Source organism: Nostoc sp. JL31, from assembly GCF_017114965.1.
In the GTDB taxonomy this organism is placed as follows: Bacteria; Cyanobacteriota; Cyanobacteriia; order Cyanobacteriales; family Nostocaceae; genus Nostoc; species Nostoc punctiforme_A.
Window position 1 is genome coordinate 1 of record NZ_JABXKO010000057.1, and the last position, 20888, is coordinate 20888.

A 20888-nucleotide genomic window follows, 5' to 3' on the forward strand; every position below is an offset into this window, starting at 1 on the left:
CCCAGCCATACACAGATACACCCCTCTCATACGAGAAGTAGATTACCATATTTCGGTATTAGTGGGATAGGTTCTTAGAACCATAGCTGAGGTCATAACACATATCAATGACTATAATTTCCTGTTCCTTATAATCATGAGGTAAACTCAACGTCTGACACAGAGGAAAGAAATCGTTTTTTGTTTAACATTGTAAGGCTCTCCCAGACTACCTACTGACACGTTGTAACCTTTAGCTTCTAAAACTTTGGCTGCATCTTCAGCCATATTAATAAATAGAATTTTAGGATGTTGGTACTTTGGCATTTTGCTCTATCAATTTAGATACTATTTAAGCCGAAAACAGAGAACACTATTTTTACTTTAGCTTGTACGCACGCAATTCTGCCAATTCAACGTTATACTTCGTTCTTCTCAACCATTTCCACCACGATGCTCAGTTTTCACCCAGCGCGATCGCTCCCTTTGCACACACATCTTTAAGGTTGTCACAATCATCACAGGAATCCAATGCACCATGTATAATGACCCTTGAATTGTTGCCCAAACCAAAGACCATCCTCGTAAATTTTGAAATTGGTAAAGTCCAGCAATAAAGGCAATTGTCAAAATGATACTGAGTAGTGTTTGCAGTGGAAACAGAACTGGATGATGGCTATAAAATATTGTCCAAAGGAAATCGGGTATTAGTCCAATTGGCAGAAGAAATTGCAAGAGAAAAAACAATAGTAAATCAGTTTCTTTTGCCCAACCTAAAGTAAGAATTTGCGGAAAATAATCTAGGTAACGCTGATAGCCACCTTCAGCCCAACGACAGCGTTGATTCCAAAGTTTTTCCCAAGTAGTTACACCTTCTTCTTGAATTGATGGAACTGTAACAAATTCAATTTCCGCACCTGCTAAATACAGCTTGAAGCAAAGATCCAAATCATCGGTGACAGTGTTCTCATTCCAACCTTGACACTTTTCTAACAATTCCCGACGAACTAACATCCCATTACCCCGCAGTTCAGACATTCCACCAATAGCAATGCGATGGGTTTGCAAAAAGCTATCACAGTTCATTTCCATCTGCTGACAACGGGTTAAGAAATTGGTATTAGCATTAGAAATCGCTTTTCGGACTTGCACTGCACCGATCGCTTGCTTCTGAAACAGAGGTACTGTTTGCTGGAGAAAATTGGCTCTTAACTGAGCATCCGCATCACAAACTAGGATAATCTCCCCTTGGGTAAAGGGAAACACTGCATTCAAAGCGCCTGATTTACCACCCTTTGATTCCCGTCGATGAACTTGTAAAGCTGGAAATTGAGTTTGTAATTCTCTCAATATCTGCGGGGTTTCATCGGTACTACCGTCATCAACAACCCAGATATCTAGGGAATCGCTTGGATAATTCAATTGGCATAAGCTGTAAACTAAATCAGCCAAGACTACACTCTCATTTTTAGCCGGAACTAAAATTGAGACTGGCGGTAAATAAATCTCACTCTCCATCACCGCCGCCGCTGGTTTTACTAACAGCATCCGTAACGTTTGCACAGTCAGGATTGCCGTTAATCCCACCAAAAACCATTGTGTTTCTGGTAGCCAGTGCAGCAAACTCACGCTACTCCAAACCAATAAAACTATTATGGTTGCTTTGAGGCGACCATGAAAGCTAATATTTTTATCGGGCTGATAGGTGCTTCTTCCCACTTTATTTGCTATATCCTTTCGGTTCGTGGCTTAGTCTTGCGACGTAATAATAGCATCGTCATTGCTCCCAGCAGGAAACCGCCTACGCCTGCTGCAACTGCTAGAATCCGCCCCAATTGTTGAGCAGTATTCAAGACGGGGTTATTCAGCAGATTGGAGGAAAAATGCAGCGATTGAATCGTCCATTTATCTTGGAGTTTTTGCAGCACTGCTGTCCATCGCAACGCCATATCAGCCGCTTTGCCATCTTTGAAAGAGAAAGATGCGTAGGCGTAGCCCGTCGTAGACATCGCCTCTCCAGATGAAACATCTATCTCTGGAGTAAGAAATGTTCTGAGAGCATCTCCCTTCAGTTGCATTTTGATATCTTTGATGGAACTGGAAAACTGCTGATTCCAGTACTTTTCAAACTCAGGAACTTTGTGAAAAATCTGGTTATCAACTGTTGTAATTGTAAAATTTGGGTGCAAGTAAGGCTGTATTTTGGCAAAATCGCGAGTGTTTAGGGCTTGTAGGGCAATATCCCGTGTGCGAATAATTGCATTTATCTCCTGTGGGTTGACATCTGCTAAAGCGGATTGGGGTGGATGCCAAATTACCAACACTAACAAAAAACTCCAAAGTAGCTGAGTGCATTTGTATATGCTTGCCCATCTCTGTTTCATCATCTAAAAAACCTGTAGATTGGGTGACGCTTTCCGATAATTGTTTTAATCTTAATACCCACGTTTTGCCACTTCTATTGGCTGGGGCTGATTAAAAGAATTTTTACAAAGAAAGGCAGGAGGTAGGAAGCTTTCCGCAGATACCCACCGCAAATCTGGTACACTATCTTTTAGTTGGCGCTGTCGCAAAATCTCAACTCCCGCGACTGTCGCCACTCTATAAATTGTTTCTATATATAAAATTTACCCACCTGTAGCGATGTCTACGATGGGCTGTGACACTCGATAGCGTAAGGTACGATCGCCTTTTTAACTTTATCATTCCTCTCAGAACTCGAAACGCCAAGCTTTTTTCTCAATACACCGAGTTAGGAGGCTGGGAAATCTAAACTTTGCTGAAAAGAGATCAGCAGTTCATTCAATGCAGCTATGTCAATTAAAAATGCGTCGTGTCCGTGGGTTGACTTTAGCCACCCCAGTTGAGCATTAGGGATTAAATTCGCCAATTCTTGTTGTTCTACTGGAGGATAGAGGATGTCAGAATCAATTGCGACAACTAAAGTTGGTTGCTGGATGCTTTGCAGAATAGATTCATAATCTGACAAATCAGCACTGGTGCGATCGCGTGCAACATTATGGCGATCCATTGCGTGGGTGAGGGTAATGTAAGTATTGGCATCAAACCGTTCTGTCAGCTTTTGACCCTGATGCTGTAAGTAACTGACTATAGTAAACTGCTCAGATGTATCATACTCGCGTCCAAAGCGGCTTGTAAGACTATCCCAAGAACGGTAAGTAGACATCGCCATCATTCGCGCTACTCCTAGTCCTTGGTTTGGCGGCGCATCCAGAGTATAGTTCCCTCCTTGCCAGTTTGGATCGGCATAAATTGCCTGTCTTTGGGCTTCACTCAATCCAATACACCAAGCTGAATGTCTGCCAGAAACAGCAATTGGTGCGATCGCTTTCACTTTTTCTGGATATAACAACGCCCATTCCAGTGCTTGCATCCCACCGAGTGAGCCACCAATTACTAACCGCAGAGATTGAACACCCAGGTATTCTAGTAGTACAGCTTGTAGGTGAACCATATCTCGGATTGTAATCTTAGGGAAGGATACGCCATAAGGGTTTCCCGTTATGGGGTTGATAGTAGTTGGCCCAGTTGTGCCGTAACAACTTCCCAAAATGTTGCTGCATACAATAAAGTCGCGTTCTGGATTGAAGGCTTTTTCTGAACCAAACAAAGGTTCCCACCAATCATCAGCGTCAGCGGAACCAGTTAAGGCATGACAAATTAGTACCCCATTATCGCCTTGAGCATTTAACTGTCCCCAGGTGCGATAGGCAATCTGAACGCCAGTTAATGTTTCGCCCCCTTCTAGTTGAAATGGTACTGTAAGCTGGTAAAACTGGGTTTGCGGCGAGATGAAGTCTGAGTAGATCATAACTGGAGTGGGGAGTGGGGAGCAGGGGAGCAGGGGGGCAGGGGACAAGGGGGACAAGGGGGAATTAATTATAGAACAAGTCTCTCCCTTGTCTCCCCCCTCTTCCTTGTCTACCTTGTCTCTTCTCCATGCCCAATGCCCAATGCCCAATTAAAAACTAAATCCTAACTTGCTGGAATGCTTGCCCAAAATCTTCTTTGATGTCGTCGATATGTTCGATTCCCACTGATACTCGCACCAAATCGGGTGTCACACCTGCCGAAAGCTGTTCGTCATTACTTAGCTGTTGATGGGTTGTAGAAGCGGGATGAATAACGAGGGTTTTCGCATCACCAACATTTGCTAAATGACTGGCTAATTTCACATGATTAATAAAAGCTCTACCCGCCTCTAGTCCACCTTTGATGCCAAAGTTTAAAACTCCCCCAAAGCCATGCCGAAGATATTTCTTCGCTCGTTCATGATGTGGGTGATTAGGAAGCCCCGGATAATTAACCCATGATACTTGCTCTTGCTGCTCTAACCACCGAGCCAATTCTAGGGCATTGCTCACATGACGATCTACACGTAGAGAGAGAGTTTCTAATCCTTGCAGTAACAGAAAGGCGTTAAATGGACTCAAGGATGGGCCAAAATCTCGTAACCCTTCAACTCTGGCGCGAATAATAAAGGCAATGTTACCAAAGGAACCACTAGGGCCAAACACTTCTTGAAAATTTAGCCCATGATAGCCGGGTGCTGGCTCAGTAAATAGGGGAAACTTGCCGTTACCCCAGTCAAATTTACCCGAATCGACAATTACGCCACCAATGGAAGTACCATGTCCACCAATCCATTTAGTTGCAGATTCTACTACAATGTCTGCACCATGCTCAATGGGTCGAGCTAAATACCCACCAGCACCAAAGGTATTATCCACAATTAAAGGAATGCCGTTGTCGTGGGCAATGTGAGCTAAAGCGGCAAAGTCGGGAATGTTGAATTGAGGATTGCCAATGGTTTCAACGTATAACGCTTTCGTGCGATCGTCGATCGCCTGACGGAAACTTTCTGGGTCATCTCCCTCAACAAACTTGACGTTAATACCTAAACGCGGTAAAGAGACTTTGAATTGGTTATATGTTCCCCCATAGAGAAAACTAGTGGAAACAATATTATCCCCAGCCTGAGCGATGGTAGTGATTGCCAAGAATTGCGCCGCTTGTCCGCTAGCGGTTGCTAATGCTGCTACACCCCCTTCTAAGGCAGCAATCCGCTTTTCAAATACATCCGTCGTCGGGTTCATGATGCGGGTGTAAATGTTGCCAAATTCCTGGAGAGCAAATAACCGCGCTCCGTGGTCAGCGTCGTCAAAAACGTAGGAAGTCGTTTGGTAAATCGGTACAGCACGAGCATTAGTTCCAGGAGCCGGCTCTTGTCCAGCATGAACTTGCAGGGTTTCAAAACGATATTGTTCTGACATAAGCAGTTATTTGAGTTTCCAATTATACAAACAAGTAATAATAATTGAGCCTTGTTTTGGATGAATCAACGGTAATTTTTAAGGATTACCGTATTTTAACTGCTTGTGCCCAGCATTCCTCATCTTTACCTCCAATTGAGAAACTAAACATCAGCCTGTATCTGTTGCTAACTTACTCACTCAGTTTTTTATTTTTAAGCAAAAATTGCTCCAGATCGTGATATTGCCCTTTGAAAAAGCCATACTGTTTCTTTACACCCTGACTGTGAAAACCTAACTTTTCTAGCAACTTTTTAGAAGCGATATTTTCTAGCATGACTTGGGCAACAACGAAACGCAAACCCATTTTCTGAAACCCAAATTGCAAGATAGTATCCACTGCCTTAGTCATGATGCCTTGTCTCCAAAAAGTACTGGCAAGCTCATAACCTACCTCGGCCGCGTGTTCTTGTGGGTTCCAGGTAAACCCACAAGAACCAATCAAAATGTTGTCTTGCTTATGGACGATTCCCCAGCGAATTCCATTTCCTAGCTCAAACCGCTTGGCTCTACGTTCAATGACAGCGATCGCTTCTTTAATAGAAGTGAAGGTATCAAGATCGTGAAACTGAGTTACGCTTGGATCGGAGAGGACAGCAAAGGTAGCCTCAGCATCCTGCAAGCTTGTCTCACGAAGAAGCAGCCTTTCTGTTTCTAATTGAGGAAAGGAAGATAGTGAGAAATCGTTGCTCATAGTTGCGACTGATGATCTGGGGTGAAAACTAACTTAGCGATCGCCACACTGACAAGATAATTCAAAAGGCTCAAGGCTGAATAGTCTTCGCCGATTGGTTAAATAACAATTCTCGTAACTTATCTGGATCGAGCGCTTCAGTTTTGAATGCTTCTGCTTTTTCGTAGGCGCGAATTGTTGCCGGACGCGCTTTAATTGTCTCAAACCAGCGTTTAACATGAGGAAAATCCTCTAGGTTTTGACTTTGGAGTTCATGGGGTACTATCCAGGGATAAGCAGCAATATCGGCGATGGAATAATCGCCAGCCACAAATTCTCTATCTGCTAGTTGCTTATTCAGCACTGCATATAAGCGTCCCGTCTCATTCACGTAGCGGTTAATGGCATATTCAATCTTTTCGGGAGCATAAGTACTAAAGTGATGATTTTGTCCCGCCATTGGTCCCAGTCCTGCCATTTGCCAGAACAACCATTCTAAAACTTGAGTGCGATCGCGTAGATATTGGGGAATTAATTTACCGGTTTTTTCTGCTAAATAGAGCAAGATTGCCCCAGACTCAAATATCGAAATTGGCGAACCTCCATCTGCTGCTTCGTGGTCAACGATCGCAGGCATACGATTGTTAGGAGATATCTTCAGAAATTCTGGCTTAAATTGATCTCCAGCCGCAATATTCACAGGAATTATGGTGTATGGTAAGCCAACTTCTTCCAAGAAGATTGTGATTTTATGACCGTTTGGAGTTGCCCAATAGTAAAGTTCAATCATAGTTCTTTTCCTAAAATTGCGCGATTGTTTTATAGGTTAATAGTGCGTTCCAGACATCTCTTAATTACGAATTAAGAATTACGAATTAGATGGCGGTGATTTGGCGATCGCAGCCCAAACTCTATGGTGAACCTGAAGAATTGGTGTCGGATATTTTGTTTCGAGCAATGTTGCCAATTCTTGGTCAAATACTTCTACTTTTTCTGGTGTCAAGCTGGCTCCCACACCAGCACTCGCCCGAATTCGTCCCCGCCAGTCTTCATGTGTATAAGCGACCAATACATCGTAAGAAAATGTGCGGATTTCTCGAAAACCTCCTTCGCCAATATCTTGTAACCACTGGGGATACAATCCGTTACCGCCACCCAGATTCCATGTAGGATTATGAGCTTTGATTAGTTGTTCCGTTGCGTGAACTACATTACCTTTTAAGGGTATCCAATCAAAATGTGCGATCGCGAGCAAGCCATTTACTCTCAATATACTAGTAATTTCTTCGACAGCACGCGGACGGTCAAACCAATGCCAACACTGCCCTGCTGTCACCACATCCGCACTGGCATCTGGTAATTCGGTATTCTCGGCAGTTGCGACTCGATAATCTACTTTTAGTTGGACAGCTTCGGTTAACAGTCTCGCTTGTTCTAAAAGTGAGGCTGATGGGTCTATGCCAATTACATCAGCACCTCTATCGGCAAAGCCCCGCGCTAGTGTTCCTGTTCCTGTGCCGAGGTCAACAATATTCTGCCCTGGTAAACCTATACTATATTCGGACAGTTTGTTAAATAATGAACTAGGAAACCCAGCGCGGTGTTTTGCATAATCAGCAGCAGTTGCACCAAAATCAATTTTCATACCTGCAAAACTATTTTTGTAACAATTGTCTAGGCTAGAAGTTCTCTACCCACGGACGTAGTTCGACTTCATAAGTCCAAGCACTGCGGGGTTGGCAAAGAATGCTGAGATAAAGTTTGAGCGATTTTAGTCTCCCTTCTCCTTAAGACAGAAAGGGTTAGGGGATGAGGGCTTGAGCAATTGTATGTAAAACTAACTCGATATCATTAAATATTTGCTCATTACTAAAGCGAATCACAGTGAAGTGATTAGATTGTAACCAATTTCCTCTGATAAAATCTTGAGCTTGTTGATTTGCATGAATACTACCATCTAATTCAATAATTAGTAATTTTTCGTGACAATGAAATCAGTAATATATCTACCAATATTATGTTGTCTGCGAAATTTGGTATTTAACAAACGTCTATTTCTTAAACATTCCCATAATATTTCTTCCGCTGGTGTTTGTTTTTTTCTTAACTTGCGGGCGCGTTCTAATAATACTTTGGGAATTTGCCGGTTACTACCAGCTAATTTAGCAATTTCCGCCCTCACCCCTAGCCCCTCTCCTAGAGGGAGAGGGGAACAAGATTTATCTTGCTGATATTTATTCTCTTCTTCCTCTTTTTCTTGACTCCCTCTCCCTTGGGGAAATGGTTGGGGTGAGGGCTTATATTTCATAATTTTGCACCTACAATAAACTCATTTGTCCCCTTATATTTCCCCTTTTTTATCCAGACTTAGAGCGGTTGTAAGTTTTGGTTGATCTTTCAAAGAATGCAAATTATCAAAAATTTGTTGCACATCTGCATCCACTTGCGATCGCAGCTGAATTTCCATACATTTATTTAGGGTGGCGTATACAATGGGGCTGCTACCGCCAGCAAGGGAGGCAGCAGCAACCTAATCAGCAGCATTTCCACCCAGAGAAACGAGATTTAAAAAGGGTTTGGGTTTAAGTTGATACCAACGCCCTCAACCCTCACCCGCTCTTAAGCGTTAAGCGCTTCCTCTTGATGGGTTTCGATAACGCAATCAGAAGTGGCATAAGCAACGCAGGTGAGAACCCATCCCGCATCAATTTGATCGTTGTCTAGGAAGTTCTGATCGTCTTGGTTAACTGTACCTGAAATCAGCTTGCCGGTGCAGGTAGAGCAAGAACCAGCGTTACAGGAATAGGGCAAGTCCAGATGATATTCCTCGTTAGCGACCTCTAGGATGTACTCATCATCAGGAACGTCAATTACTTGTTCACCGTCTGGGGTACGCAATGTAACTTTGTAAGTTGCCATGTAAAAATTCCTAACTCAATATAAACTCCATTTTCGATACTACGGGTTTATGTGCAGCTAGTCTAGAGTGAAATCTGGTTGATTACTCTACATCCTAAAGCGCTTAGTTTTAACTGAAAGTAGGAGTAAAAAATGCTGCGATCGCTTCAGCAAATCCCTCAAATGAACTATAATCTCTAGACACGATAGAGACAGTCATACCCAACTTTTGGGCATTAGCAGTTGTATAAGGGCCAAAACATGCAACAACACAATGTTCGTAATCGCTTTGCGAGTTGACCATTGTCAAAAAGCTTTCTACTTCGGCCGTGCTACTAAAGGCAATTACATCAATAATTCCTTCACGTATCAGGTTTAATTCCATACCATAGATAGTTTTATCTAAACCCTGCGTAATATATGTGGGTACGCGAGTTACTTCTATACCCAATTTCTGCAAATCAGTAATTAAATTGGGTACAACATCAGGCTCAGGTAAACCCACAACTTCTGGAGCCGGGATCAGCACTTTTTTCTCGTGAATTTGCAGAATTTTGGCTAATTCAGTCACAATTCCGGCTGGGCTAGATTCTGTTGGAATTAAATCTACCTTGCTACAAAAAGACAATAAGCTTTCTGCATCTTTTCCTAATGCACATAAGTGACATTTTTGTACTACAGATATAGGAATATTCAACTCATTTATACGCTGAAAAAATGCAGCGATTCCGTTTCTACTTGTGAAGATAATCCAATCAAATTCGTCTATGTGGGCTAAAGCAGCATCTAACTGAGTGTAGTTTGATAAATAGCAGGTTTCGATGGTCGGCATGAAAACAGGTAAACCACCTTTTTTGATGATTTGTTCAGATAACCTATAAGCATAATTTCTCGGTGCTGTTACTAAAATTCTCTTGCCATAGAGAGGTAAATTTCTCGATGGAGTCAGCAGGTTGATTTGTTTTAATTGGGTGTGCATTTGTTTCTTGAAACAGAATTTAGGAGTCAGAATTCATGCTGAATTCTGTATGACGGCGACAGTGAGCGTTCACCTCGCTGTCGTAAGCTGAATAATATAGCGCAATACAAGGTGTAGAGAGGCGATTTATCGCGTTTTGAAAGACCAATTATCTATACCAATAACCCCTTAACCCAAGCGTATTGGAATATAGCGGTTCTCGCTTGAGTTAAGTACAAAAATTCAGCAACACCAAAAAGCTGATGTAAACCCTAGTACGGCACGGCGTAAATAGAGCAACCATTTAAAATCCCTAAAGAGCTTATTCCATAATACTTTTGACTTTTGACTTTTGGCTTTTGACTTCCGCCTTGCGGTACTAGCCATTTTTCTAGGGTGAATTCTCCCCATTTTTCCGATGTCATCTGTGTTGATAAAACGGCACGATCTGAATATCTAAAAACATTTGCGGAAAAATCTTATGTCTTCATTACTGGCTTTGTCCAACAGTTTAGCTGACACCGTAGAAGAAGCTGGAAGTGCTGTAGTTGCAGTGAATGGGGGTACACGTGTTTCTCCAAGCGGCATTCACTGGCGTAATGGCATCATTGTTACCTCTGATGAGTGCCTCCAGCGCTATGACGATATCACTATTACCTTATCAAATGGTAGTACTGCACCAGTAACACTCGTCGGTCATGACTCTAGCACCGATATAGCTGTTTTTAAACTAGAAAATGCAGAAATACCTGTGGCAAAAGTTGGCGATGCCAAAACGCTCAAAGTTGGTCATCTGGTACTAGGACTGGCAAGAGGTAGCGAAGGTGATTTAAAGGCGGCGATGGGTGCAGTCAGTGTGGTTAGCGGTACTTGGCGGAGTATGAATGGCGGAAATATTGACCAATTTATCCGCCCAGACATCACCCTTTACTCTGGCTTTGCAGGTGGGCCGCTCGTAGATGCTGCTGGTTTTGTGGTAGGCATGAATACATCGGGACGGCGTGGTACTGCTCTGACAATTCCCACTGCGACAGTCGATCGCGTGGTTGACCAATTAGTAGCAAAAGGACGCATTTCTAAGGGCTACTTGGGTGTGGGAATGCAACCTGTACGTTTACCAAATAACCTGAAAACTGCTCTCAATTTAAGTTCGGCAACTGGGGTAATTGTTGTCAACGTTGAGGCTGCGGGGCCTGCTGACAATGCAGGTGTGCTGCTTGGCGATGTTTTGGTAACGTTCGATGGCGTAACTGTGGGTGATACAGGTGATGTGTTGGCGTTGCTCAATAGTAGCGATCGCATTGGTAAAGCTGTCAACGTGCAAGTTGTCCGGGGTGGAGTCTTAATTGAGTTAGCGATCGCAGTTGGCGAACGACCTACTAAGGAGGAATAATACCAATTGGGAATGAGTTAGAGAGACGCGATAAATCGCCGTCTCTACAGGTAATTTATCCATCAATTATTTATTGACAGACTACTAGCTTTGTCAAAATTTATCTAAATGTTTTGATTCATTCGACCTTTTTACTCAAACGTTGAGCCTCTGAACTCGGAACTTCCACCTTTTTGCTCGAACGTTGAGCCTCTGAACTCGGAACTTCCACCTTTTTACTCGAACGTTGAGCCTCTGAACTCGGAACTTCCACCTTTTTGCTCGAACGTTGAGCTTCTGAACTTGAAACTTCAACCTTTTTGCTGGAACGTTTTACTGATTTTACTTTGACACGCTCAAAAACTGTATAACATGGCAAACACAACATTAACTAACATAGCTGCTGAATTGACAGAGGTAGCTGCTAGGCTACGCAATGGCACTGTCAAAGTAAAAAGCGGCTCTCTGGGAGTCGGTTCTGGCGTAATTTGGCAATCTGACGGACTAATTATCACTAATGCCCATGTGGCAACCAGCAACCGCGCAACTGTGGAATTGGCAGACGGAAGAGTATTTGATGCGGTGCGTACACAATTTGATCCACAGCAGGATTTAGCAACCCTGAAAATTGTCGCCACTGATTTAACTGCTGCAACTATTGGCAATTCCGAGGCGCTACGCGTGGGTGAATTAGTCTTGGCGGTGGGTAATCCCTTTGCTGATAGTGGTGCTGTGACAACTGGAATTATCCATGCAAATAATCCACGAGCAGTTATGGCCGATTTGCGGCTGTATCCTGGTAATTCTGGAGGGCCACTTGCTGATTGTCTCGGTAGAGTCGTGGGAATTAACACGATGATTGCTAATGGTTTGGCTGTGGCAGTTCCTAGCAACGCCGTTGAGCATTTTTTACGGCAAAATAGTCGTCCGCAACTGGGAGTTACACTGCAACCTGTGCTTTTAGGTAGGCGTAGCTTGGGTTTATTGGTGTTGTCAATTCTCCCTGACAGTGCGGCGCAAACTGCTGGTGTGCAAATTGGCGATGTTTTAATTGGAGTTTCGGGGCGATTATTCACTAGCATGAATGATTTAACTAAATATCTCCATGACAATAAAGGATCTGTGCCGTTACAACTCCTACGCGGTAGACAGCAATTCGTGATTTATGTTGGCGTGCAGTCCGATAAAACTGCTGTGGAGGCGACATGATCCGGGTGATGGTGGTTGCTACTTCCCCTGTGGTGCGGGCAGGGTTATCAACTGTGGTGACTACCAATCCTCGGCTGACGGTTGTGGGGAGTGCATCCGATTTGGATGTATTAGCAAAAGAAGTTGGGCAATTACAGCCGGATGTGGTGCTGGTAGATTTGAGTGGTAATTTTCAACAAGCGGTATGGGAAAAATTGCTGGTTATTCAAGAACAGCAATACCCATTAGGAATAATCGTCATTGTTGAAGAACTCGACAGCATCGACTTAGAGACGGCGTTACGTTCTGGTATCCGGGGAATATTGCCCAGTACTAGTACAGAGTCAGAAATTGTTGCGGCTGTGGAAGCGATCGCTTTTGGTTTACTGGTGCTGCACCCGGATGCTGTAGAATTATTATCTATCCGCGAAAAAGTGGTAACGAATCCCGTACAAAGCTTAACACCACGGGAAATAGAGGTTTTAGGAATGCTTGGGTCAGGGTTGGGAAATAAAGCGATCGCAAAACACCTGCATATTTCTGAGCATACCGTCAAATTTCATCTCTCATCCATTTTTCAAAAGCTCAGTGTCTCCAGCCGCACCGAGGCTGTTGCTGTGGGTGTGCGACTAGGTTTGATTATGCTTTGATCGATCAAATGATGACATACAGCCTCCAATCAGGTCATGGTGTATGTATCACATTTGAGCGATCGTTTGTATGAACATTTTAATGCTATCTTCCACCTTTCCCTACCCACCAACACGCGGGGGAACCCAAGTCAGGACATTTAATTTACTTAAGTATCTGAGTCAACGTCATACTGTCACCCTCGCAACTCAACGCGAGGGCGATGTTACAGATGCAGAAATAGCAGGATTACGTGATTATGTGGATCATCTCGCTATTTTTGAACGCCCGCCAGATTCTCGAACCACCGGAATATTGAAAAAAATACAGCGATTTGGCAGATTTTTGCAGCAGGGAACACCGCCAAGTGTACTTAACCGCTACTCAGTTGAGATGCAAACATGGGTTGATAACTGGGTGGAAGCGGGAAAATGCGATGTCATTACCTGCGAACATAGCGTCAATGAAATTTATGTGCGATCGCATTTTCAGAAACAGCTAAAAACCATCGTTAATATTCATAGTTCTGTTTATGCTAGCTGTCAGAACCAATTAGCAACAGGAATTTCCGAAAATTCACTCAGAGACAAAATTAATCTGCCACTTTTGCGCCGTTATGAGCAAAACTACTGCGCTAAATTTTCGGCAATTGTGGCGACAACAGAAGAAGATAAAATTCAACTACAAGAATTTAACCCCAATAGTGAAATTACAGTTATTCCCAATGGTGTAGATTTAGTTTCTTTCCCTTACCGTACCACCGATCCCGGAGGACATCGCCTAATTTTTATTGGTGCAATGGATAATTTAGCAAATATTGATGCTGTCTGCTTTTTCAGCAATGAAGTTTTGCCAGAAATCCAAAAATTGTATCCCGATACAACTTTTGATATTGTCGGATCTCACCCAGTGGCAGAAGTTTTAGCACTTGATAAAAAACCAGGAATTAATGTGTTGGGGCGTGTACCTTCGATGGCAGAATATTTACATCAAGCCACCATCTGCGTTGTACCGATGCGGACTGGGTTTGGTATTAAAAATAAAACTTTAGAAGCAATGGCAGCTGGTATACCTGTAGTAGCCAGCGATCGCGGCTTAGAGGGATTAGCTGTAGATGTTGCTAGTCATCCATTACGGGCATTACGAGCCAATCAACCAGCAGAGTACGTCACCGCTATTAGTCAACTATTCAATAGTCCACATCTGCGTTCAGAATTGTCTCACAACGGCAGACAACTGGTAGAAACAGAATTCACTTGGGATATGGCTGGTAAAAGCTATGAACAAGTTTGTCTTGGGAGAGAATAATACTAATTTGTAATTCGTAATGACGCTCTCTACGAGACGCTAAAAGCGTAGCTTGCTTCTCTGTAAGAGTACGCGGACTCGCTACCGCTACGCTAACGTAGTTCGTAATTAGCACAGATTAAAAATGCTTGTCTTCAAAAATCTCTCACCACTAGCTTCTAGATAATTTATAATTGTTCTTTCTTGTCTCTGTGGGATAAATATGTGTAGAGACGTTGCATTGCAACGTCTCTACATCGGTTGTGCAAATTATCTTATCTAAATCGTATTGGTTTTTAGTTAGCTGGTAAATAAGCACGTCAATTATTGTCAAATCTAGTCGAACAACCTAACACAAGTAATTTCTTCTGCTTACGCTTATTCTTATTCTTGAGAGTAGTCAAATAAGTATCAACGTAGCGAAAAGCAGCTGCACCATCGTAATCAGCAATGGCTATAGCTTGTAAGAAAACCTTTGAGGGAATTTCAAACCCTAAAAATTTGTCTGTTAAGATTAATAAATCTTCATCTGTGGCAGGAAAAGTAGTTTCTTCTATATCTTCTGAATCAGAAAATATATCATCGATTAATGCTTTATACACTTTGTACCTCCCCAAAAGCATAAGATGCAAAGCCTGTAATGAAGTTTAGCTGCTGATCGCGAGTTTGTAAGTTCACAGGAAGTTCAGTACCAGGACATCCGATTTCCCGTAAAATTTCCAAACAATAAGCACCGAGTTGAGTGTATGGAGCTTGCTCCAATTCTTGAGCTACTTCTAGAGCCATCTTCAGATTGACTTGGATAACCGTCTTTACAGGGTTGCTCATAAATCCGCCCTAATAAACTGGATGCTCTAAGTTTTGATCACAAGCACAAATAGCGTAACGGTGTTTTTGCGGAATTTATGAAGAGGGGAAATTAGAGTATCAGCGCATTTGCGGTAATATACCCAAAGTTATGTAAACTAGGACCAAAGTAGGTAATTTATATCTAAGTGCGATCGCCTGCGATAATGCGTATAAATATGTCCAGACATTCCGAGATGATTGCCAATATACTTACTTTTTGTGGGGTAAGCCGCAAAGCCCACCCCACAATATTAGATAATTTATTTGTTATAAATCCCTGATATAGGACTCATATTTGATTTTTGAACAAAACTCAGTACACCTTTATTCCTTCTTCCCAGTCCCCAGTCCCCAGTAAAGAGTCCCTTACCTCTACGAGTGATTCAGAAATCAAATCGGATTGCTATATCTAGTTTTGTACAGTAGTTTAACCAGAGAGGCAGGAGGCAGTGTTTTGACTCCTGCCTTCTTCACGCTTTAACCTTAGCTTTAGACCAGACACCATTTTCATCTTCATCATATTGTTGGTGAACAGTCTCCCAAGCAGCTTGTTCGGCTGTGAACTCGTCACTTCTTTCATTGAGTACAGCATTATAGCGCTCAATGAATGTACTCTGAGCTTCCTCAGAAAGATGAGCGCGAACTTCAGGAGACAAATCTGCTGGACTGTTGCACTGTCCAGAACAAGAACGAGCCAAAGTTTTCTCAATGGTGTGAATTTCTTCGCCACCAGCACTTTCGAGCAGCAATTGAAATTCGCCAGTGCGATCACTTGGAACTTCTGCCATCACGAAAAATTCCCCAGCTTGTAAGCGAGTTTGATAGATAGCCGCTTTATCTTCTGGCATCCCCAAAGTAGTTAGAACCGATACTAGACCGGCACCTGCACTACCTGCGATCGCTCCACTAGCAGCGCCTAACAACACTGCACCAATAGGCCCTGCTGCCACAATTGGCCCAACAAAGGGAATAAACAATACGCCTACACCCGTAAGTAAGCTGAGAAAGGAACCAAACAAGGAACCAAAAACTGCTCCTGTTCTCAAACCTCCCAGAATCACATCTTTTTTACTAATGAAGCCAGCGATTCTCGTTTCCGACTGGAAATTTCTGCCCATGACCGAAATATGATCTCTAGGCACACCCCTGTCTAATAAACGTCGAATTACATCATCAATTTGCTTCTGCTCTTTGAATACAGCAGAAATAGTACGTTCTGCTTTATATACTTCTGGCACTTAAAAACTCCCTGTATTATGTTTTTTTACAATGGGGATGACCAATCAATTTTGGATTTTAAAATGACTGCACCCATAACGGGGAACCACGCGGTGGAAGGGTTCCCGATATCAAGGAGCTAATCGTATGGATGCGTCTCCCAACTTGAGGCGACTGGCGTCAAGTGGTGTTAACGCACGAACCAATTTTCAATTCCAAAATCCAAAATTGGCATCGTGAAGAGGTAGATGCAGGCAGATTAATTCTTTTGCACCACTTAAAAGCAGGAATCTAACCCTGCTTTTAACTAGTTTCACAGATAGTAATCCTCAACTCAGACATTATGAGCTATACACCTACAGGAGTCTTAGCCCCTTCTGCTGGCTGTCTACCATCTGAGTCTATTGCCTCGCCTTCAATAAATGAACGGAGCATCCAAGCTATCTCTTCATGCTGTTCGAGTAATCCAGTTAAAAAGTCAGCAGTTCCCTGATCGTGGAACTTTTCACCAGACTGATCCACGTGATCTCTTAAGTTACGAATAACCTGCTCGTGATCGTCCACTAAATTAGCTACCATTCCTGTTGCAGTGGGAACATTACCAGCGTGTTCCTTGAGGGTAGCAAGCTTGAGAAATCCCTCCAATGTGCCAACTGGATAACCACCCAAAGCACGAACCCGCTCTGCCAAAGCATCAATATTTAGAGTCAGCTTTTGGTAGTGTTCTTCCCAAAGCTGATGCAAAGAGCGGAACTGAGGGCCAACGACATCCCAGTGGTACTTTTTGGTTTTTACCAACAGTAAATAGGCATCTGCCAAATCTTGATTCAACAGATTAATTACACCTTGACGCTGTTCTTCAGTCAAACCAATGTTTATCGAACGCATTGTTTTCCATCCCTAAGCAAACTTATTTATTAATTTCTCAAATTTCACACAGATTCCACATCAACCAAAGGAAACATTATGAGCTTAAATTAATTCATGAATTTATAATTATACCTATGCCTTAATAGGTAGTATTAAACTAAGAATTTTGTAATTAGCGAACTTTATTGCCTTTTTTTAAGCTATAAGCATAAAAAATATATTAAATATAATAATAGTTAATCAAAGTTATCTAAATGCAGTTTCCCAACAATGTGCAGGTGAACATATTTTTATACTTAATTCATTTAAGCTTCTGACTTAGCATTACTAATTATTAATGGGTCATTGCTTTTACGCAATCACCCATTACTACCAAAAAACTACCAGAACTATTAATTTAGTTCTTACCTGTAACTTTCTCCAACACATTCTTTATATTTTCTTCCACAGAGGTTGCACCTTGTGAATTTTCAGGACGCTTCTGCTTGTCAATATCAGCTGCTCCTTGAACCTCATTAAGCCCTTCGTTAGTTTCTTTTTGAGTCTTTCTCAATCCTAGTGGTGGTTCTTTAGCGGCTTCGTCAGTTTTAGCCTGAATATCAAGCAATTGTGTTGTACCTTCGGTCGAGTCACTTTGGTAGCTATCGATCGCAAAAGCAGGAAAAGCATTAGAGAATAATATTAGGGCGCAAGTAAAAGCAACTACTAGAAAACGTACTGGACGGAAAGTAGATAAAACAGAAGCAATTGTCTTCATTTGAAATCCTCGATAACAGCTTTAACAACGCAGAATTTTACACTAAAAGAGCGAAGCATATACCTTTACTTAACAATTTTAAGCAATAATCAAACTGGCAAGCTCCGCTTCAATTTAGAAGTTCTCGAAAAACCAACCTGACGAAGAAATTTCTTTTGTCTTTCTGCATTGGATTACTAAGGGATAATAAGCAAATATCACCTTAATTCTTTAGCAAAATCATTAGATTTCACAAAATCATTAGATTTTATAATTGAAATTCTTCGTTTCAGGTTCCCTATTTACACTTTTACTTTGAAAAAGCTAACGTCTGCATCAATCTCTAGAATGAAGTTTACTGCATCTTTAGTTGCAATAAAATCAGCCTCTAGGTATATCGACTTAATATAGTATTGACAGAGTAATGCCTCTACTATTTATGTTCAGTTAGCTCGACTTTATCCAATTCAAAGGATTTTAATGAATATGCACCTTAGAGGATATTTGTAAAGTATCAAGTTATATAAATATCCTGTTTAACCCTGAATAAAAGGGAAAAATAAATATTTTATTTAAACTTGATAAGTCTGCCTTATTACCTCTTCTATTGAGCTTACGTGATGGAACATTTGTATTAATTCATGGGATCTTGTTTTTCGCTTTGTCAGTAGCACTTTTAATGGTGTCAAATAAGGAACATCTGGATCATCTCCCAAAGCAATTTCGGCTGCTTGCAAGATTTTTGTCGAATTCTCAAAAATATCTTCGTTGTCAAATGCTGCTTTTGCGGAAAGTTGGTGTAACGCTGCATCGGGTACAGTTGCTCTACCCGACAAGGTTTTATCTAATACCAAACCTTTCAATAATATCAGCAAAGCTGCATAGATTAAAAAATCATCACAGCTATCACAAGCCTTAAATTCGATGCGTCCCACTTCAGCCGGAATGCGGGCGATTTTTGTTAAGGAAGGTGTGCTATCAATTAGTTGTTCTTCTTTTTGAACAAAAACCAGAGTAGCTGGTCTTTTTCCAGTTCTGATAAATGTTCGTACTGATAATCCATCCCATAAACCTCCATTATAAAAGGGAGAGCTATAACTAAAAGGAACGATATAGGGACTGTAATAAGTTAACTTTTTGCCAATATCAATTACATCTTCATGTGACAAATCTGCCACTGAAATATTTAAATCTGGCCCATAAGATACCATGTGAATATTAGCAGTTTGTTCGTCAGGATAAGCTTCTAGCTGTTTTATTTCATAATTGTTTAATGGGGGTTGAGGCTCAAAAGCTGGATTGTAGGGATTAAAACTAACCAACACTGGTGATAAGCCAAAGTCAGCGGCAACCTTACGTAGCAGGTCAAAACTTTCTGATAATTCAGTAATAGCGCCTTGAATATTAGAATGGATAGTTGTTCTAATTTCAATACCTTTAACATGACAGTCTATCACTTCATCAGAATCCGCAAATCTTTCAAATCCCTCAATGTACCATCTCTTCATCTTAATACCCGCATCGCCAACCCGTAGTTGAGGATAGTCACTGGAGTATGTAGGTAGCCTTTCAATAATTTGATTGAAATCAGCAAATTTTGTGTGGGAAAAATCAGCAAACTTTCCCTCATTGTTCAAGAAAGCGACTTCATGTTCAATGCCAAAGAAAAACATTATATATACCTTAATTTTTGGGAGTTAACCTAATTTAACTAATGCCAAGCGATCGCAATCCTCTAGAGAAGGAAGTAACATCAGTAAACGATTCATTAGAGAAAAACGTCGGCGATATTTAGCTGGCAGGTTCGCATACTTAGAAAACTCCATCACTTTGTAGCGCAAATTACAGTCTTGAACTTTATGAATATTTGAGAGACTCCAATCGAATTCACTTTAAGTAGAAAAATTCTCAATAACTGTACAAATGGATTTTACCTTAAGACCGACTATTGCGATTTGAAAACTTCTCTGATTTATTTTTCTGTGCTGCTTCCACTATCTTCATAGTCACTGGTTAGGGTAGCGTAGTAGTGACTGAGGAAAGCTTAAGACGTGAGTTTATGACAAGTACCGTTCAATCCCCCTACAGCAGCGAACAGATTGCCGCTTGGTTGCGTGGAATGCTTACTATTGCTTGGGCTGATGGTAATTTTGATCAGCAAGAACAGGAATTAATTGCCAGCATCACCGAAAATGAATTAGCTCCTAAGATTAAATTCGATTCACTAGAGGTAATTACCCCAGAGGAATTAGCCGCAGCGTTGGGTAAAGCTACACCAGCCGCAGAAAATTTCTTAAGGACAGCGATAATGGTAGCGATCGCAGATGGTACTTATTCTCCCAGCGAAGATGAGGTTCTGCAACAGTTCTGCCAAGCCTTGGAACAGCCAGAGAATTTGCTGGAAGCCCTTCGCCACACCCTAGAACACCCACAGCAACTTACCCCCACTATTGCCAGAACTGGGCTGACAAAGCGTCAAATAAATGCTCTACATCCTCTGCAAGACTGGCTCGATGGGCTAGATATCCAAGACCCAAGAGTAGCACGCTTTTTGTGTAAAATGATTCCCGCCCAGTGTCCCTTTGAGCGGGATATCACCTTATTTGGACGCAAAATTGTCCACATCCCACCGATGTGTAAAATTAACCCGTTGTATGAGCAACTGGTAGGCTTACGTTTCCGCGCCCTCTCCTATTTAGCAGATAAATGCGGTGAAGATGTATCACCATATATTTGAGTAGGGAGCAGGGGAGACAAGGGGGACAAGGGGGACAAGGGAGAATTATTGAACAAGTCTCTCCCTTGTCTCCCCCCTCTTCCTTGTCTACCTTGTCTCTTCTCCATGCCCAATGCCCAATGCCCAATGCCCAATGCCCAATGCCCAATGCCCAATGCCC

25 protein-coding genes and 1 pseudogene are annotated in these 20888 nt (G+C 42.0%); 5 read left to right on the top strand and 21 right to left on the bottom strand.

Annotation, left to right across the window (positions count from 1 at the left end):
• Positions 1–147 precede the first annotated feature (147 nt).
• The 13 genes and pseudogenes from HWQ43_RS14150 to HWQ43_RS14210 all read right to left on the bottom strand — a co-directional run bounded on the left by HWQ43_RS14150 (position 148) and on the right by HWQ43_RS14210 (position 9862).
• The gene (locus HWQ43_RS14150) at positions 148–306 is read right to left on the bottom strand and encodes a hypothetical protein (RefSeq protein ID WP_292734536.1); all 159 of its coding nucleotides are present in this window, start codon (positions 304–306) and stop codon (positions 148–150) included.
• A 108-nt stretch (positions 307–414) separates the two neighbouring features.
• Complete coding sequence (locus HWQ43_RS14155) at positions 415–1698, bottom strand: glycosyltransferase family 2 protein (RefSeq protein ID WP_292734539.1); 1284 nt, start codon at positions 1696–1698, stop codon at positions 415–417.
• Positions 1699–1706: 8 nt separating this feature from the next.
• Complete coding sequence (locus HWQ43_RS14160) at positions 1707–2366, bottom strand: nuclear transport factor 2 family protein (RefSeq protein ID WP_292734542.1); 660 nt, start codon at positions 2364–2366, stop codon at positions 1707–1709.
• 48 nt (positions 2367–2414) lie between these two features.
• The gene (locus HWQ43_RS14165; protein WP_292734545.1) at positions 2415–2579 is read right to left on the bottom strand and encodes a hypothetical protein; all 165 of its coding nucleotides are present in this window, start codon (positions 2577–2579) and stop codon (positions 2415–2417) included.
• Positions 2580–2731: 152 nt separating this feature from the next.
• Positions 2732–3811 carry a homoserine O-acetyltransferase gene (metX, locus tag HWQ43_RS14170; RefSeq protein WP_292734548.1) on the bottom strand — a complete coding sequence of 360 codons (1080 nt, stop codon included), beginning with the start codon at positions 3809–3811 and terminating at the stop codon, positions 2732–2734.
• Positions 3812–3968: 157 nt separating this feature from the next.
• Entirely contained in the window at positions 3969–5273 is a 1305-nt protein-coding gene (locus HWQ43_RS14175) for an O-acetylhomoserine aminocarboxypropyltransferase/cysteine synthase family protein (RefSeq protein ID WP_292734551.1), read from the bottom strand.
• Positions 5274–5445: 172 nt separating this feature from the next.
• A complete protein-coding gene (locus HWQ43_RS14180; RefSeq protein ID WP_292734554.1) occupies positions 5446–6006 on the bottom strand; it encodes a GNAT family protein in 561 nt (186 codons plus the stop codon).
• Between the two features lie 70 nt (positions 6007–6076).
• Positions 6077–6775: a glutathione binding-like protein gene (locus HWQ43_RS14185; protein WP_292734557.1), complete on the bottom strand. Its 699-nt coding sequence runs from the start codon at positions 6773–6775 to the stop codon at positions 6077–6079.
• A gap of 78 nt (positions 6776–6853) precedes the next feature.
• On the bottom strand, positions 6854–7630 hold the full coding sequence (locus HWQ43_RS14190) for a class I SAM-dependent methyltransferase (protein ID WP_292734560.1): 777 nt from the start codon (positions 7628–7630) through the stop codon (positions 6854–6856).
• A 157-nt stretch (positions 7631–7787) separates the two neighbouring features.
• Positions 7788–8293: pseudogene (locus HWQ43_RS14195) on the bottom strand (DUF559 domain-containing protein).
• 33 nt (positions 8294–8326) lie between these two features.
• A complete protein-coding gene (locus HWQ43_RS14200; RefSeq protein ID WP_292734566.1) occupies positions 8327–8452 on the bottom strand; it encodes a hypothetical protein in 126 nt (41 codons plus the stop codon).
• A 152-nt stretch (positions 8453–8604) separates the two neighbouring features.
• Positions 8605–8904, bottom strand: a complete 300-nt coding sequence (locus tag HWQ43_RS14205) for a ferredoxin (RefSeq protein WP_292734568.1) — start codon at positions 8902–8904, stop codon at positions 8605–8607.
• 109 nt (positions 8905–9013) lie between these two features.
• The gene (locus HWQ43_RS14210) at positions 9014–9862 is read right to left on the bottom strand and encodes a uroporphyrinogen-III synthase (protein ID WP_292734571.1); all 849 of its coding nucleotides are present in this window, start codon (positions 9860–9862) and stop codon (positions 9014–9016) included.
• A 460-nt stretch (positions 9863–10322) separates the two neighbouring features.
• On the opposite strand from HWQ43_RS14210, the gene HWQ43_RS14215 reads away from it, so the two are divergent.
• Complete coding sequence (locus HWQ43_RS14215; protein WP_292734574.1) at positions 10323–11234, top strand: trypsin-like peptidase domain-containing protein; 912 nt, start codon at positions 10323–10325, stop codon at positions 11232–11234.
• A 118-nt stretch (positions 11235–11352) separates the two neighbouring features.
• On the opposite strand, the gene HWQ43_RS14220 is transcribed toward HWQ43_RS14215, so the two are convergent.
• Complete coding sequence (locus HWQ43_RS14220) at positions 11353–11601, bottom strand: hypothetical protein (protein WP_292734577.1); 249 nt, start codon at positions 11599–11601, stop codon at positions 11353–11355.
• Here HWQ43_RS14220 and HWQ43_RS14225 point away from each other — a divergent pair.
• The 3 genes from HWQ43_RS14225 to HWQ43_RS14235 all read left to right on the top strand — a co-directional run bounded on the left by HWQ43_RS14225 (position 11586) and on the right by HWQ43_RS14235 (position 14339).
• A complete protein-coding gene (locus tag HWQ43_RS14225; protein ID WP_292734580.1) occupies positions 11586–12422 on the top strand; it encodes a trypsin-like peptidase domain-containing protein in 837 nt (278 codons plus the stop codon). The two genes, HWQ43_RS14220 and HWQ43_RS14225, sit on opposite strands and share 16 nt — an antisense overlap.
• Complete coding sequence (locus tag HWQ43_RS14230) at positions 12419–13051, top strand: response regulator transcription factor (protein ID WP_292734583.1); 633 nt, start codon at positions 12419–12421, stop codon at positions 13049–13051. Before HWQ43_RS14225 ends, HWQ43_RS14230 begins: the two co-directional genes overlap by 4 nt.
• A 70-nt stretch (positions 13052–13121) precedes the next feature.
• Positions 13122–14339: a glycosyltransferase family 4 protein gene (locus HWQ43_RS14235; protein ID WP_292734587.1), complete on the top strand. Its 1218-nt coding sequence runs from the start codon at positions 13122–13124 to the stop codon at positions 14337–14339.
• A gap of 299 nt (positions 14340–14638) precedes the next feature.
• On the opposite strand, the gene HWQ43_RS14240 is transcribed toward HWQ43_RS14235, so the two are convergent.
• The 7 genes from HWQ43_RS14240 to HWQ43_RS14270 form a co-directional block, all read right to left on the bottom strand.
• Positions 14639–14920: a hypothetical protein gene (locus HWQ43_RS14240; RefSeq protein WP_292734589.1), complete on the bottom strand. Its 282-nt coding sequence runs from the start codon at positions 14918–14920 to the stop codon at positions 14639–14641.
• Positions 14913–15146: a hypothetical protein gene (locus HWQ43_RS14245; RefSeq protein WP_292734592.1), complete on the bottom strand. Its 234-nt coding sequence runs from the start codon at positions 15144–15146 to the stop codon at positions 14913–14915. The genes HWQ43_RS14240 and HWQ43_RS14245 overlap by 8 nt, the downstream gene beginning before the upstream one ends.
• Before the next feature lie 491 nt (positions 15147–15637).
• Positions 15638–16405 carry a ChaB family protein gene (locus HWQ43_RS14250; RefSeq protein ID WP_292734596.1) on the bottom strand — a complete coding sequence of 256 codons (768 nt, stop codon included), beginning with the start codon at positions 16403–16405 and terminating at the stop codon, positions 15638–15640.
• Positions 16406–16733: 328 nt separating this feature from the next.
• Entirely contained in the window at positions 16734–17273 is a 540-nt protein-coding gene (locus HWQ43_RS14255; protein ID WP_292734600.1) for a Dps family protein, read from the bottom strand.
• 379 nt (positions 17274–17652) lie between these two features.
• Positions 17653–18012 carry a hypothetical protein gene (locus HWQ43_RS14260; RefSeq protein ID WP_292734602.1) on the bottom strand — a complete coding sequence of 120 codons (360 nt, stop codon included), beginning with the start codon at positions 18010–18012 and terminating at the stop codon, positions 17653–17655.
• A 551-nt stretch (positions 18013–18563) separates the two neighbouring features.
• A complete protein-coding gene (locus tag HWQ43_RS14265) occupies positions 18564–19664 on the bottom strand; it encodes a glutamate-cysteine ligase family protein (protein ID WP_292734605.1) in 1101 nt (366 codons plus the stop codon).
• Positions 19665–19688: 24 nt separating this feature from the next.
• Positions 19689–19817: a hypothetical protein gene (locus HWQ43_RS14270; protein ID WP_292734608.1), complete on the bottom strand. Its 129-nt coding sequence runs from the start codon at positions 19815–19817 to the stop codon at positions 19689–19691.
• 233 nt (positions 19818–20050) lie between these two features.
• Here HWQ43_RS14270 and HWQ43_RS14275 point away from each other — a divergent pair, with 233 nt between their 5' ends.
• Complete coding sequence (locus HWQ43_RS14275) at positions 20051–20728, top strand: Mo-dependent nitrogenase C-terminal domain-containing protein (RefSeq protein WP_292734611.1); 678 nt, start codon at positions 20051–20053, stop codon at positions 20726–20728.
• The last annotated feature ends 160 nt before the right edge of the window (positions 20729–20888 follow it).

Excerpts from the sequence above, each read along its gene's own strand:
- HWQ43_RS14150 (WP_292734536.1), bottom strand. The coding sequence starts at position 306 with ATGCCAAAGTACCAACATCCTAAAATTCTATTTATTAATATGGCTGAA.
- HWQ43_RS14160 (WP_292734542.1), bottom strand. The coding sequence starts at position 2,366 with ATGATGAAACAGAGATGGGCAAGCATATACAAATGCACTCAGCTACTT.
- metX (WP_292734548.1), bottom strand. The coding sequence starts at position 3,811 with ATGATCTACTCAGACTTCATCTCGCCGCAAACCCAGTTTTACCAGCTT.
- HWQ43_RS14175 (WP_292734551.1), bottom strand. The coding sequence starts at position 5,273 with ATGTCAGAACAATATCGTTTTGAAACCCTGCAAGTTCATGCTGGACAA.
- HWQ43_RS14180 (WP_292734554.1), bottom strand. The coding sequence starts at position 6,006 with ATGAGCAACGATTTCTCACTATCTTCCTTTCCTCAATTAGAAACAGAA.
- HWQ43_RS14185 (WP_292734557.1), bottom strand. The coding sequence starts at position 6,775 with ATGATTGAACTTTACTATTGGGCAACTCCAAACGGTCATAAAATCACA.
- HWQ43_RS14190 (WP_292734560.1), bottom strand. The coding sequence starts at position 7,630 with ATGAAAATTGATTTTGGTGCAACTGCTGCTGATTATGCAAAACACCGC.
- HWQ43_RS14200 (WP_292734566.1), bottom strand. The coding sequence starts at position 8,452 with ATGGAAATTCAGCTGCGATCGCAAGTGGATGCAGATGTGCAACAAATT.
- HWQ43_RS14205 (WP_292734568.1), bottom strand. The coding sequence starts at position 8,904 with ATGGCAACTTACAAAGTTACATTGCGTACCCCAGACGGTGAACAAGTA.
- HWQ43_RS14210 (WP_292734571.1), bottom strand. The coding sequence starts at position 9,862 with ATGCACACCCAATTAAAACAAATCAACCTGCTGACTCCATCGAGAAAT.
- HWQ43_RS14215 (WP_292734574.1), top strand. The coding sequence starts at position 10,323 with ATGTCTTCATTACTGGCTTTGTCCAACAGTTTAGCTGACACCGTAGAA.
- HWQ43_RS14225 (WP_292734580.1), top strand. The coding sequence starts at position 11,586 with ATGGCAAACACAACATTAACTAACATAGCTGCTGAATTGACAGAGGTA.
- HWQ43_RS14220 (WP_292734577.1), bottom strand. The coding sequence starts at position 11,601 with ATGTTGTGTTTGCCATGTTATACAGTTTTTGAGCGTGTCAAAGTAAAA.
- HWQ43_RS14230 (WP_292734583.1), top strand. The coding sequence starts at position 12,419 with ATGATCCGGGTGATGGTGGTTGCTACTTCCCCTGTGGTGCGGGCAGGG.
- HWQ43_RS14235 (WP_292734587.1), top strand. The coding sequence starts at position 13,122 with ATGAACATTTTAATGCTATCTTCCACCTTTCCCTACCCACCAACACGC.
- HWQ43_RS14245 (WP_292734592.1), bottom strand. The coding sequence starts at position 15,146 with ATGAGCAACCCTGTAAAGACGGTTATCCAAGTCAATCTGAAGATGGCT.
- HWQ43_RS14255 (WP_292734600.1), bottom strand. The coding sequence starts at position 17,273 with ATGCGTTCGATAAACATTGGTTTGACTGAAGAACAGCGTCAAGGTGTA.
- HWQ43_RS14260 (WP_292734602.1), bottom strand. The coding sequence starts at position 18,012 with ATGAAGACAATTGCTTCTGTTTTATCTACTTTCCGTCCAGTACGTTTT.
- HWQ43_RS14265 (WP_292734605.1), bottom strand. The coding sequence starts at position 19,664 with ATGTTTTTCTTTGGCATTGAACATGAAGTCGCTTTCTTGAACAATGAG.
- HWQ43_RS14270 (WP_292734608.1), bottom strand. The coding sequence starts at position 19,817 with ATGGAGTTTTCTAAGTATGCGAACCTGCCAGCTAAATATCGCCGACGT.
- HWQ43_RS14275 (WP_292734611.1), top strand. The coding sequence starts at position 20,051 with ATGACAAGTACCGTTCAATCCCCCTACAGCAGCGAACAGATTGCCGCT.